Origin of the sequence: Halomonas caseinilytica (genome assembly GCF_001662305.1) — a bacterium.
Taxonomy (GTDB): domain Bacteria; phylum Pseudomonadota; class Gammaproteobacteria; order Pseudomonadales; family Halomonadaceae; genus Halomonas; species Halomonas caseinilytica.
In genome coordinates, this window is sequence record NZ_BDEP01000017.1 from 82685 (window position 1) to 94866 (window position 12182).

A 12182-nucleotide genomic window follows, 5' to 3' on the forward strand; every position below is an offset into this window, starting at 1 on the left:
ACACAAGGAGACATCGTGATGAAACTCGTCGACAAGGTGGCGGTGGTGACCGGCGGGGCGCGAGGCATTGGCCTGGCGATCGCCGAGCGGTATCTGGCGGAAGGGGCTCGGGTGGTCGTAGCCGATGTCGATACCGAGGCCATCGACGCAGGGCTGGTGTCGCTGGATGCCGGGGAACGGGCGATCGGAAGGCGGCTGGATGTGCGCGACAGCGCCTCGATCGATGCCATGGTGGCGTCGGTCCAGGAGCGCTTCGGGACCATCGATATTCTCGTCAACAATGCGGCAGTGTTTGACATGGCGCCGGTGCTGGAGGTCAGCGAGGAGAGCTTCGACCGACAGTTTGCGGTCAATGTCAAAGGACTCTTCTTCACGCTCCAGGCGGTGGCGGCGGCCATGGTCGAGCAGGGGCGAGGCGGGGCCATCATCAATATGGCTTCCCAGGCCGGCCGGCGCGGCGAGGCGCTGGTCAGTACCTACTGCGCTACCAAGGCGGCAGTGATCAGCCTGACCCAGTCCTGTGGCTTGGATCTGATTCGGCATGGCATCCGGGTCAACGGCATCGCCCCGGGCGTGGTCGACACACCGATGTGGGAAGAGGTGGATGCCTTGTTCGCGCGCTACGAGGGACGTCCCCTCGGCGAGAAGAAGCGCCTGGTCGGTGAGGCGGTGCCCATGGGGCGCATGGGACGCCCGGAGGACCATGCCGGCGCGGCGGTCTTCCTGGCCTCCGAGGACAGCGACTATGTGGTGGCTCAGACGCTCAACGTCGATGGTGGTAATTGGATGAGCTGAAAAAAGTCTGCGCGGGTGAATTGCTGCGTTGCACGGTGCTCGGAGTCCCTCACATATACCTCATATGCTCGGGCTCCTGCGCGCCGTGCGTCTTGCTCTTCATCCTGCTCGGCGATTTTTGGATCACGCGAGAAAAATGATGAATCCGAATATCCATGAGGTGACGTCACGAGTGTTGGAGGCGGCAGGGGAAAGCCGGCGCTTCATCGTGGCTCTGGCGGGGCCGCCCGCCGCTGGCAAGTCCTTCCTGTCGGGCTGGCTGTGCCGTGAGCTCAATGCCTGCCAGGCCGGCTGTGCGGCGGTGGTGCCCATGGACGGTTATCACTACGACAACGCCGTGCTCGAGCCCCGGGGGCTGGTTGCCGTGAAAGGCGCGCCGGAGACCTTCGACTGCGTGGGCCTCAAGCACGATCTGCAGCGTATTCGCCGAACCGATGGCAACGTCGCCGTGCCGGTGTTCGATCGTCCCCTGGATCTGGCCCGGGCCGGCGGTCGGTTGATCACGCCCGAACATCACATCGTCATCGTCGAGGGTAACTACCTGTTGCTCGATGAAGGCCCCTGGCCGGCATTGCGTAATGAGTTCGACTTCAGCCTGTTTCTCGAGGTACCCGACGAGGTGCTCGAGGCACGCTTGATCGAGCGCTGGCTGGGAATGGGCCAGGACCAGGCGGGCGCCATCGAGCGTGCCCGGAACAAGGACATGCTCAATGCGCGCTTGATCAAGTCTCGCTCGGTGGCCGCCGATCTGCACTGGTTCACGAGCGACTGATCCTTCATGTCTGCACACGACACCATTCCGCACACGACACCATCGCCACGCGTGGCAGGAGACGCTTCATGACTCGACTCAACAACGCCAACCTGGACCGGCTGGGATGCGAGGTCGCTACACCGGGCTATGCGCGTGGCGCCGTGACTCCCGGTATTGTGCACATTGGCGTGGGAGGTTTTCATCGCGCGCATCAGGCGATGTATCTGGATACGCTGATGCAACGCGGCGAGGCGCTGGACTGGGGCATCATCGGCGTCGGCGTGATGCCCGGTGACCGCCGCATGCAGCAGAGCCTGGCCGCTCAGGATCACCTGTATACCTTGGTGGTGAAACATCCTGACGGCAGTCTCGAGCCCAGGGTGATCGGCTCGATGATCGACTATCGGTTCGCGCCGGACGATCCGGAGGCCGTGATCGAGGCTATGGCCGATCCGGCCATTCGCATCGTCTCGCTGACGGTGACCGAAGGAGGCTACAACATTCACCCGGCGAGCGGCGAGTTCAACCTCGATGATCCCGACGTGTGCCATGACCTGGCCGAGCCTGGCTTGCCCCGGACCTCGTTCGGCCTGGTGGTCGAGGCCCTTGCCCGGCGGCGGCAGCGCGGGGTAGTGCCGTTCACGGTGATGTCCTGCGACAACATCCAGAGCAACGGCGATCTCGCCCGGCGCATGTTCGGGACCTTTGCCCGGGCACGCGATGCCGAACTCGGTGCCTGGGTAGCGTCCGAGGTCCCGTTTCCCAACGCCATGGTCGATCGCATCACGCCGGTAACCACGCCTGCTGATATTGACGAACTCGAGCAACGCTTCGGCGTCGAGGATGCCTGGCCGGTGGTCTGCGAGCCGTTCACCCAGTGGGTGCTGGAAGATCGCTTCGCGGCGGGGCGGCCGGCGCTCGACCATGCCGGCGTGCAACTGGTCGAGGATGTCGAGCCCTATGAACTGATGAAGCTGCGCCTGCTCAACGCCAGCCATCAGGCACTGTGCTATTTCGGTTATCTTGCCGGATACCGCTATGCCCACGAGGTCTGTCGCGATCCGTTGTTCGTCGACTTCCTGATGGATTACATGGTGAAGGAGGCCTCGCCGACGCTGGCTCCCTTGCCTGGTGTCGACCTGGCGAGGTACCGGCGGGGCCTGATCGAGCGTTTCGCCAATCCCGAGATCAAGGACACCCTCGCGCGCCTGTGTGCCGAGAGTTCCGATCGTATCCCCAAGTGGCTGCTGCCGGTCATTCGCGACCAGCTTGCCAGGGGTGGCGAGATGCATCGAGCGGCGGCAGTGGTGGCCAGTTGGGCACGCTATGCCGAGGGGACGGACGAAGACGGCGAGCCCATCGAGGTCGTCGATCGTCTCAAGGGGGAATTGATGGCGGTGGCCGCGGGGAATCGCGAACGACCGACGGCCTTCATCGAACAGCACGCGTTGTTCGGCGACATGGCCAGCCAGGCGCGTTTCCGCGAGGCCTACCGGGCCGCGCTGGAGAGCCTGCATGAGCGGGGCGCACGGGCTACCCTTGAGACGCTGGTCCGAGCTTGAGGGGAGGTGGAATGTATATCGGTGTGGATTGCGGTACCCAGAGCACCAAGGTCGTGGTGGTGGACACGGAGGCCGGGCGCCTGCTCGGCGAGGCGAGCCGTCCCCATCGACTCGAGGAAGGGGACAACGGGCGCCGCGAGCAACACCCGGCGGACTGGATTGCCGCTTTTCGCGGTGCGTTCCAGGCTGCCGTGGCCGAGGCGCGTATCGATGCCCGTGACATTCGCGCCATCGGGGTTTCCGGACAGCAGCATGGCATGGTGGCGCTGGATGAAGCCGGCGAACCGCTGTATCCGGCCAAGCTGTGGTGTGACACCGAGACATCCGGCCAGAATGACGCCCTGATCGAGCGGCTCGGCGGAGACGCCGGCTGTCTGGACAAGCTCGGCCTGGTGCTGCAGACCGGCTATACCGCATCCAAGGTAGCCTGGCTGCGTGAAACCCGGCCGGAGATCTATCAGCGCATCGCCACCTTGCTGCTGCCCCACGACTATCTCAACTACTGGCTCACCGGCGAGCGGGTGGCCGAGGCGGGGGACGCCTCGGGGACCGGCTATTTCGATACGCATCGTCGTTGCTGGCGGCGCGATGTCTTCGCCGAGATAGCCCCCGAGCTCGATGCCGAGCGGGTGCTGCCGCGTTTGATCGCGTCCGACGAGCCGGCCGGTGTGGTGCGTTCGGCACTGGCTCGCGAACTGGGACTCGCCGAGGGCGTCCTGGTGGCCAGTGGTGGGGGCGACAACATGCTCGGCGCCATCGGCACCGGTAATATCGCGCCGGGCCTGGTGACCCTGAGCCTGGGGACATCCGGCACGGTGTGTGCCTATTCCGACGAACCCGTGCCCGTCGAGGACGCCATGGTGGCCAATTTCTGTGCCAGCAGTGGCGGCTGGCTGCCGTTGATCTGCACCATGAACGTGACCTCGGCGACCAATCGGGTGCGCGAGCTTTTCGGCCTCGATCTGGTGGGATTCAATGATCAGCTCGACCGAGCACCCATCGGAGCCGGTGGCGTGACGACCTTACCGTTCTTCAACGGCGAACGGGTGCCGCCGTTACCCCAGGCCTCGGCCAGCTTCCTGGGACTGACCAGTGTCAATACCACGCCGGCCAACCTTTGTCGGGCGGTGGTCGAGAGCGCGACCTTCGGCATGCGCTATGGCCTCGAGCGGCTTGGCAAGCTGGCGTCAGGGGCCAGCCAGATCCGGCTGATCGGTGGCGGTGCCCGGAGTTCCGTGTGGCGGCAGATCGTCGCCGACGTGACGGGCACGCCAGTGGTCTGCCCGCAGATCACTGATGCGGCGGCACTGGGCGCGGCGCTGCAGGCGGCGTGGTGCGACCGTCGACGGACGAAGCGTCTGGCATCACTGTGCGAGCGGCTGGTCCACCTCGACCCGATGGCGGCCGCCGAACCACGGCCGGCGAACGTAGAGGCCTATCATCAGGCGTATGGTCGTTACCGTGAGGCGCTGCAACGACACCACGGCATTCCCTGATTTCGACACGCCAAAGGAGGATCGACATGACCTCGCGACTCGATGCCCTGAAAGCACACTCCCTGGTGGTGGCCGATACCGGCGACCTGGAAGCGATTCGTCGCTACCGTCCCTATGATGCCACCACCACCCCCTCCTTGCTGCTCAAGGCATTCGACATGGATGCCTACCAGCCGTTGATCGACGCGGAACTGGCGGCTATCGCAGGCAGCGGTGATGCCGCGGTGGAGCGGGCCGTGGATCGACTCGCCGTCGCCAAGGGCTGCGAGATTGCCAGACTGATCCCTGGTCGCGTTTCCACCGAGGTGCCCGCTGCGTTGTCCTTCGATACCGAGGCGAGCATTCGCAAGGCGCATGAATTGATCGAAGCCTACGATGAGCGTGGCGTGGGCCGTGAGCGCATCCTGATCAAGCTGGCCTCGACCTGGGAAGGCATTCGTGCCGCCGAGCGCCTGGAGCGGGAGGGCATCAACTGCAACCTGACCTTGCTGTTCAGCGATGCTCAGGCACGGGCCTGCTTCGATGCCGGCGTGACGCTCGTCTCGCCCTTCGTGGGGCGTGTCACCGACTGGTACAAGCAGTCGACCGGGCGGGACTATGGTCCCGAGGAGGATCCTGGCGTGCGTTTCGTGCGCGGTGTCTGCCGTCGCGTGGTGGAAGGAGGCTTCGATACCGTGGTGATGGGTGCGAGCTTTCGTACCGTCGACCAGGTACTGGCGTTGGCCGGCTGTCCGCGCCTGACCATCTCGCCGGCGTTGCTCGAGGAACTGGCCTCGAGCGAGGGGGAAGTGGCTCCGGCGGTCTCGATGGACGGCGAGGCTGGTGCCCGCCCGACGCCGATCGATGAGCCGAGGTTTCGCTGGGAGCACAATGCCGACGCCATGGCCAACGACAAGCTGGCCGAGGGCATTCGCCGGTTCGCCGAGGATCACGATGCCCTGGCCAGGCGCATCGCCGAGCGGCTGGGCGCTGCGTGACACCTGTCCTGTCGGACGCCGGCTGGCCTCCTTTCAGCGCTCGTCGGGGATCTCGCCGGGCACGCGGTAGCGCGGGGCTTCCTGCTGGCGCTGCTGTTCGGTCTTGGTCTCGTTCTCGGCGGGCACACCCCATACCGTCTCGCGGCTGCCGTCCGGCCAGGAGTAAGTGGTGCAGCCGCTCAGCAGTATGGTGGCCAGTGTGACCGGGGCGAGCAATGGGCGTTTCGTGAGTCTCATGAAGGTCTCCTGGAGGCGGTTTGGCGGTCGAGCGCATCTATCGCCGATCTTAATGGACACTGGCCCTGGCGAATACTGCCCAGGGAAGCCGATATCGATAACGAAGATGTTTTTAGCAAACTAATAATCCTGCTAATATTGCCGCCCTTCGAGACGCTGGCAATGCCAGCCGGCCAGGGTAGCAAGTATTTACAGGAATCCATCGATGTCTCCAGATCAGCGTTTCGCGCGCTGGGTCCGCGCCGCGATCGTGGCCTTCTGCGTGCTGTTCATTTACTTCGTGCTTGCCGATACCTACATGCCGATGACACCTCAGGCCAGGGTATTGCGCCCGGTGGTGCAGGTTGCCCCCGAGGTGGACGGCCGCGTCAAGGCGGTCGCCGTGGAGAACAATCAGCATGTCGAGCAGGGCGATGTACTGTTCGGGATCGATCGCGAACCCTATGAGCTGGCGCTGCATGAGGCGCGCTTGGCACGGGAAGCGGTCAACCGGGACAATACCTTGATCGAGGCCGATCTGGCCGAGGCCCGAGCCAATCTCGAGTCGGCCCGGTCGACCGCCGATGAGCTGAAATCCGAACGTCGGCGGGCCGAGTCGCTGCTCGAGCGTCAAGGCATCTCACGCCAGCGCTTCGACCAGATCGCTGCCGACGAACGTGAAGCCCGTGCCGCGGTGGAAGCGGCGCGGGCGCGTATCCGCTATCTCACGGTGAAACTCGGCGAGAGCGGAGACGGCAACCTGCAGTTGCGTCAAGCGGATAATGATATCGAGCAGGCCGAGCTCGATCTCTCCCGGACACTGGTGCGCGCTGAACGGGCCGGTGTGGTGTCCAATCTACAGTTGCGGGAGGGCGACTATGTCACCCGGGGTCAGCCGGTGCTGGCGCTTGTGGGGAATCGGCTCGACCTGGTTGCCGATCTCCGCGAGAAGAGCCTTCGCCATGTGCGGGAAGGCGAGCCGGCGCGGGTCGTGTTCGATGCCTTGCCGGGCGAGGTCTTTGCGGCACGGGTAGTGTCCAGGGAAGCGGGGGTGCGAGCCGGTCAGATCATGGCCGATGGCAACCTGGCGGATATTCCCACCACCGATCGCTGGGTACGCGATGCCCAGCGGGTTCGCCTGCATCTCGAGGTGGAAGATCCTCCTCATCCCTTGCCGGTCAGCGGTGCCCGGGCCACGGTACAGCTGTTGCCCGAGGCCAATCCTCTGGCGAGCCTGTTCGGTGGCCTGCAGGTCCACCTGATGTCCTGGTTGCACTATGTCTACTGAGCCGCGACCGAATTCGACGCTTGCGGGCCTCGGCCATGGCGTACGGCGCCTGCTGGCGCGTTCGCTGGGGCTGGTGATGCCGCATCGGGGCGACGGGCCCGGGATCGAGCCTGGCGAGTCGCGCTTTGCTGTCAACGATCTTCGCCAGTCCCTGCGCATTGCCTTTGGCGCGAGCATCGGTTTTATGATCAGCCATTTGATGGACTGGAACTACGGGGTGTTCTTCACCGTCTTTCCGATGTTCATGCTTGGCATCATCCCGGCGTTCAATGCGCACGTGGTGCGCCAGTTCCTCGGCAATGCCTGTCTCAATGTCGTCGAGGTGAGCTTGGTGGCCGGGCTGACGCAGCACATGCCTGTGGTCATGACCGGGATCGTGTTTCTGCTGTTCTATGCACGCTTCAGGCTGATGGCGAAAGGGCCGCTGTTCGTGTTCGGTGCCAACGGGGTCTTGACTCTGAGCGTGCTGATGCACTTCGCCAGCTATCCGACGCTGGACCTTGCCGACCTGCTGGCCAGCAATCTGGTGGCTAGCGTGCTGGCCGTGATCATCGCCGCCGTGATGTATTGGGTGTTTCCCGATGTCGAGCCGCGTGCGCGGCCCTCGGCGGTCGAGAAGTCGGCGTCTCTGGTGCGCCACCAGACATTGATCGGGGCCATCACGGCGACGCTGTCCTTCGTGGTGTTCCAGACGCTCGATCTACGGGACTCGCTGTCGGCGCAGATGGCCACCATCCTGATCCTGTTCTCGCTGGGCTATCATGGCGCGCGGGTTTCCGCCGTCAAGCGTGCCATTGGCACCTTGCTGGGCTGTAACCTGGCGATCATCCTGCAACTGTTGCTGTTCACCCAGAGCGATCACCTGCTGCTGGTGCTGGTCAGTTATTGGATCGGCCTGATGCTCTTCGCCCGGGTGCACCTGCTCGAGGGCGGAGGCTCGGGAGTCGGCTTCGGCGGGATGACGACGCTGGGCATTCTCTATGGCCAGTATCTGGGGCCCAATCAGGACTTTTTCTACGATGCCCTGTACCGCTTCAGCTCGATGTGCGTGGCGCTGGTCGTCACGCTGGCGGTGATGGCGGTGCTGCATCGGCTGCTGAATGCATCGGCACTGACCCGGGCGCATGCTGACTGAGAGCGGAGCTCGACGGGATGACGGCGTAGCCCTGGGCATCGGCTGGCGTGGCGAGCCTGATGGCTGAAAGCTCTTCTTCTGCAGGTAGCGATGCCCGATGGCGATTGCCGCCATGCCAGCGAAGACGGCTGGGCCAGCACTGATCCAGCGTCTCCTGCCTATATACAGCAAGTCGTCGCCGAACGACTCGGCATACTATCCATTGACGGGCGTTCGGAAGGCCGAGATGCCGGGCGAGGCGTCGAGCTGCATGCCGGCAACTGGCCGTTCGGCCAGTTGCTCGTGAACGGCGTTGTCGGGGCGTGGTCACGAGGGCAGCGAAGGGAGAAAAAGGAGTTCGCCATGGACATGACACTCGTCGAACACATGTGGATCGCCGTCGCCGTGCAGATTGGACTGGCAGGTATTCTCGGGCTCAGGGGCGCGGGAGTGGCGGCCGTGATGGTGTTTCTCGGCCGGGAAATCGCCCAGAACGAATATGAGGCCTTGCGGCTGCCCGAGTTCGCCGACATGAACCTGGCGACCTTGCCCTGGTGGGCAGGCCTGCGGCATGGCTGGGCCCTGGGATCGGTGCTGGATGTCGCCGCTCCGGCACTGGCCTGCTGCCTGGTAGCCCTGCTGTGGCATGCATGGCAGCGATGGCGATAGGCGGTTGCCGAGTACGCCGGTCGTCATGCTCGAGGATCGAGCCCGAATGACGCTCGCCCTGTCTGTCCCAGGAGTCGATGAAAGGCTCGATGAACAGGCTCACTGTCGCGTCGAGAAATGAACTCTCGTGGGCAGGTGGGACCTAATGCGCCAGATGGGCAGAAGGAATCTTGCATGGACAATGGCCTCAGCCGCGCCGCCGTGGCGGCCAACCGCTTCGGGCTCGGTGCCGGACCGGGGGAGCTGCAAGAGATAGCGCATGATCCCAAGGGATGGGTCCTGGCACAGCTGGAAGCGCCGGAGCCCCTTGGCGAGCCGCTGCAGGGGCTTGCGGGAAGCTCGGAGTATCTGGAGCGGTTGATAGCGTACCGTCGTGATCGTCGCGCCGCTCGGCGGCAGCAGGCCCGGGAGAAGGGCGAACAGGTTGCCTTGCCGACGTTCGGCGAACGTTTCAATGGCGATATTTTGCGCGAAGTGCAGTTGCGGGCTCGGCAGCAATGTGCCACCACCTCTCCGGTACATGAGCGGCTGGTCATGTTCTGGAGCAATCATTTCACCGTTTCGGCCGAGAAGCAGAGCGTACGATTGCTGGCCGGCGCCTTTGAACGCGAGGCGATTCGACCGCACATCGGTGACGATTTCGCCACCTTGCTGCTCGGTGCCGAGCAGCATCCCGCCATGTTGATGTATCTGGATAACGCGGGATCCATCGGCCCGGGGTCGCGCATGGGCAGATGGCGCAACCAGCGTGCAGAAAAGGGGCATGGCAAGCCAGTCGGTATCAATGAAAACCTGGCACGCGAAGCCATGGAGCTTCATGGCCTCGGCGTGGATGGCGGATATCGCCAGCAGGATGTTCTGGAGCTGGCACGCGCATTGACGGGGTGGCGTACCCGCCTCCAGGTTCCGGATAACAGCAAGGCCCGGCCACTGACGTCGCATGGCAGTGTGTTTCAGCGGCGTGCCCATGAGCCGGGCAGTCGCAGACTGCTGGGCGAGACGTTCAGCCAGCGCCATGCTGCCCAGGGGCGCGCCATGCTGAGTTTCCTGGCCGACCAGCCGGCGGCGGCGACGCATGTTGCCGCGGCGCTCGCCCGGCATTATGTCGCCGATGATCCGCCGAGCGACTTGGTGGAGCACCTGGCCAGAACCTATCGACAGCACAAGGGGCAATTGTTGCCCGTGTACCGAGCCTTGTTCACTCACGAACTGGCTTGGCAGGAAACGCCTCGCAAGTTCCGCCGCCCCGATGAATACCTGATGGCGTTGCACCGTGCCCTGGGCCAGTTGCCTGCGGTTAAGGGCGCGCGCTGGAAACGTGAGTTGCGTCTGCTCGGGCAGCCGTCCTTTCGTCCGGGCTCGCCCGCTGGATGGGGAGACACCGCCGATGACTGGATTGGTGCCGACGCGCTATGGAAACGCTTGTTGATCGCTCGGCGTCATGCCAAGCGGCTTGCTCGGATGCGTGACCCCATGGAATTGGCGCAGGACAGCCTCGGCCCGCAACTGCGTGAGTCGACGGCCGTTGCCATCAGCCAGGCCGACCGTCGCCAGGGAGCGGCGATCGTACTGGCGAGCCCGGAATTTCAGTGGCGCTGAGCGGCGCTTCTTTCACGTCACAGGGAGACGGCTTATGTTGACTCGGCGTCAATTCCTTTCTCACCTGGCCGGCGGGTGCAGTCTGCTGCTCTGGCCCGGTGCGATGACGCTTGCCGATGGCGTCGACCAACCCCAGCGGTTGCTCGTGGTTCTGCTGCGCGGGGCGATGGATGGCCTGGCCGCGGTACCCAGTCTTGGCGAGCCGCGCTTCGCGTCCTTGCGCGGTGAGCTGGCGTTTCCCTGGGAGGCAACGCGTCAGTTGGACGACACCTTTGCCCTGCATCCCTCCCTGGCATTCTGTCATCGGCTGTTTCAGCGCCAGGAGTTCGCCGTGGTGCATGCCTGTGGCCTGCCCTACAGGGGGCGTTCGCATTTCGATGCGCAGGATTGCCTGGAGAATGGCAGTGATGGGCCGGATGGCAGTCGTACTGGTTGGCTCAACCGTGCGGTGGGGGAGTTGCAGGGCATGGAGGGATTGAGCATCGCCTCGGCACAGCCACTGATGGTGCGCGGCGATGCGCCTTTCATGACATGGTCGCCCACCCCCGGCAAGCAGGGACCCGACGCGCTGGCCAGGTATGTTGCCGATCTCTATCGAGAAGATGAAAGATTGTCCGAGCCCTTCGAACAGGCACTCGCCTCGCAGCAGATCGTGCCTGATGGCAGTGGTGATGGCGGAGGGCAACTGGCTGGTGTCATGCAGGCTGCGGGACGCTTTCTGTCGGCCGAGAACGCGCCTCGAGTTGCCATGGTCCAGGATGGCGGCTGGGATACCCATGCACGGCAGAATGCGGTGTTGAAGCGCAAGCTGAAGGGGCTGGATGTCGGCATGAAACGACTGCAGGCCTCACTGGGAAGCCATTGGTGGCATACCGCCGTGGTCGTGGTTACCGAATTCGGTCGGACCGTGGGGATCAACGGTACACGGGGCACGGACCATGGCACGGCCAGCAGTGTCTTGTTGGCTGGTGGGGCCGTGCGGGGAGGCAGGGTGCATGGCGAGTGGCCCGGACTGTCACGGTTACGGGACAACCGCGACTTGATCGCTGCCCAGGACATGCGCAGCGTATTGAAGGGCGTGCTGTGCGATCACCTGCATCTCGATGCCCAGGCATTGGATACTCGTGTCTTCCCGGACAGCCGCGATGCCCGACCACTGAACGGGCTCATTGGATAGCGCGTCGACTCGTTGGCTTTCCCCGAGTGCTGGTTTGCCGGCTTGTTGCGGTCATGCCGGGTGTACTGCGTTCGGGTAACAGGAAGACGCCTTCACTTCCTGTGGGGCAGCATTGCAAGGTCGGCATCAGTCGGCCGTCCTGACAAAGGGAGGCGACGTGTCGACCGAATCTGCTGTGCCTTGCATGAGTCCGGGAGCGACTTTCCTGATTCATCCCGAGATCAGGCGTGCTCCAGGAGGCACCTGGAAGCGCAGCTCATGGCAAGGTCCGGGAGGCGGCTGTTGGCCCGCCGGGCGGTTCGGGTACCAGATTCGGCACTCTCCAGGTGGTGGCATGTGGCCCTGGGGCACCGACGAGCCTGAACGATGGTAGCCGTCGCCATGTCCTCCATAGTCTCCACCGTATGCCACGCAACCTGCCAAGCTTCCGACCAATCCGATGGTGGCTGCGACTCTTGCGATCCTCATCATTGCGACCTTTGCATGGGGTTGCCCCTTACCATAGCAAGAGACGTGCTGTTGTTTCGGGGAAGGA

11 protein-coding genes are annotated in these 12182 nt (G+C 64.1%); 10 read left to right on the top strand and 1 reads right to left on the bottom strand.

Annotated elements, in window-relative coordinates; translation table 11 throughout:
* Positions 1–18: 18 nt before the first annotated feature.
* The 5 genes from A9O65_RS12155 (at position 19) to A9O65_RS12175 (ending at position 5584) form a co-directional block, all read left to right on the top strand.
* Complete coding sequence (locus A9O65_RS12155; RefSeq protein ID WP_064702235.1) at positions 19–795, top strand: L-iditol 2-dehydrogenase; 777 nt, start codon at positions 19–21, stop codon at positions 793–795.
* Positions 796–934: 139 nt separating this feature from the next.
* Positions 935–1567, top strand: coding sequence for a nucleoside triphosphate hydrolase (locus A9O65_RS12160; protein ID WP_064702236.1), 633 nt, complete (start codon positions 935–937; stop codon positions 1565–1567).
* Positions 1568–1635: 68 nt separating this feature from the next.
* Positions 1636–3111, top strand: coding sequence for a mannitol dehydrogenase family protein (locus tag A9O65_RS12165; RefSeq protein WP_064698369.1), 1476 nt, complete (start codon positions 1636–1638; stop codon positions 3109–3111).
* Between the two features lie 11 nt (positions 3112–3122).
* A complete protein-coding gene (xylB, locus tag A9O65_RS12170) occupies positions 3123–4607 on the top strand; it encodes a xylulokinase (RefSeq protein WP_064702237.1) in 1485 nt (494 codons plus the stop codon).
* Between the two features lie 26 nt (positions 4608–4633).
* Positions 4634–5584, top strand: coding sequence for a transaldolase (locus tag A9O65_RS12175; RefSeq protein WP_064702238.1), 951 nt, complete (start codon positions 4634–4636; stop codon positions 5582–5584).
* 33 nt (positions 5585–5617) lie between these two features.
* Here A9O65_RS12175 and A9O65_RS12180 read toward each other — a convergent pair whose 3' ends face one another.
* On the bottom strand, positions 5618–5821 hold the full coding sequence (locus A9O65_RS12180; RefSeq protein WP_064698372.1) for a hypothetical protein: 204 nt from the start codon (positions 5819–5821) through the stop codon (positions 5618–5620).
* A gap of 205 nt (positions 5822–6026) precedes the next feature.
* Between A9O65_RS12180 and A9O65_RS12185 the strand changes: the two genes are divergently transcribed.
* The 5 genes from A9O65_RS12185 (at position 6027) to A9O65_RS12205 (ending at position 11647) form a co-directional block, all read left to right on the top strand.
* The gene (locus tag A9O65_RS12185; RefSeq protein ID WP_064698373.1) at positions 6027–7088 is read left to right on the top strand and encodes an HlyD family secretion protein; all 1062 of its coding nucleotides are present in this window, start codon (positions 6027–6029) and stop codon (positions 7086–7088) included.
* Entirely contained in the window at positions 7078–8223 is a 1146-nt protein-coding gene (locus A9O65_RS12190) for a DUF2955 domain-containing protein (RefSeq protein WP_082920170.1), read from the top strand. Before A9O65_RS12185 ends, A9O65_RS12190 begins: the two co-directional genes overlap by 11 nt.
* Before the next feature lie 342 nt (positions 8224–8565).
* The gene (locus A9O65_RS17255; RefSeq protein WP_064698374.1) at positions 8566–8871 is read left to right on the top strand and encodes a hypothetical protein; all 306 of its coding nucleotides are present in this window, start codon (positions 8566–8568) and stop codon (positions 8869–8871) included.
* A gap of 174 nt (positions 8872–9045) precedes the next feature.
* Positions 9046–10470, top strand: a complete 1425-nt coding sequence (locus tag A9O65_RS12200; protein ID WP_064702239.1) for a DUF1800 domain-containing protein — start codon at positions 9046–9048, stop codon at positions 10468–10470.
* A gap of 34 nt (positions 10471–10504) precedes the next feature.
* Positions 10505–11647 carry a DUF1501 domain-containing protein gene (locus A9O65_RS12205; protein ID WP_064702240.1) on the top strand — a complete coding sequence of 381 codons (1143 nt, stop codon included), beginning with the start codon at positions 10505–10507 and terminating at the stop codon, positions 11645–11647.
* Positions 11648–12182 lie beyond the last annotated feature (535 nt).

Excerpts from the sequence above, each read along its gene's own strand:
- A9O65_RS12155 (WP_064702235.1), top strand. The coding sequence starts at position 19 with ATGAAACTCGTCGACAAGGTGGCGGTGGTGACCGGCGGGGCGCGAGGC.
- A9O65_RS12160 (WP_064702236.1), top strand. The coding sequence starts at position 935 with ATGAATCCGAATATCCATGAGGTGACGTCACGAGTGTTGGAGGCGGCA.
- A9O65_RS12165 (WP_064698369.1), top strand. The coding sequence starts at position 1,636 with ATGACTCGACTCAACAACGCCAACCTGGACCGGCTGGGATGCGAGGTC.
- xylB (WP_064702237.1), top strand. The coding sequence starts at position 3,123 with ATGTATATCGGTGTGGATTGCGGTACCCAGAGCACCAAGGTCGTGGTG.
- A9O65_RS12175 (WP_064702238.1), top strand. The coding sequence starts at position 4,634 with ATGACCTCGCGACTCGATGCCCTGAAAGCACACTCCCTGGTGGTGGCC.
- A9O65_RS12180 (WP_064698372.1), bottom strand. The coding sequence starts at position 5,821 with ATGAGACTCACGAAACGCCCATTGCTCGCCCCGGTCACACTGGCCACC.
- A9O65_RS12185 (WP_064698373.1), top strand. The coding sequence starts at position 6,027 with ATGTCTCCAGATCAGCGTTTCGCGCGCTGGGTCCGCGCCGCGATCGTG.
- A9O65_RS12190 (WP_082920170.1), top strand. The coding sequence starts at position 7,078 with ATGTCTACTGAGCCGCGACCGAATTCGACGCTTGCGGGCCTCGGCCAT.
- A9O65_RS17255 (WP_064698374.1), top strand. The coding sequence starts at position 8,566 with ATGGACATGACACTCGTCGAACACATGTGGATCGCCGTCGCCGTGCAG.
- A9O65_RS12200 (WP_064702239.1), top strand. The coding sequence starts at position 9,046 with ATGGACAATGGCCTCAGCCGCGCCGCCGTGGCGGCCAACCGCTTCGGG.
- A9O65_RS12205 (WP_064702240.1), top strand. The coding sequence starts at position 10,505 with ATGTTGACTCGGCGTCAATTCCTTTCTCACCTGGCCGGCGGGTGCAGT.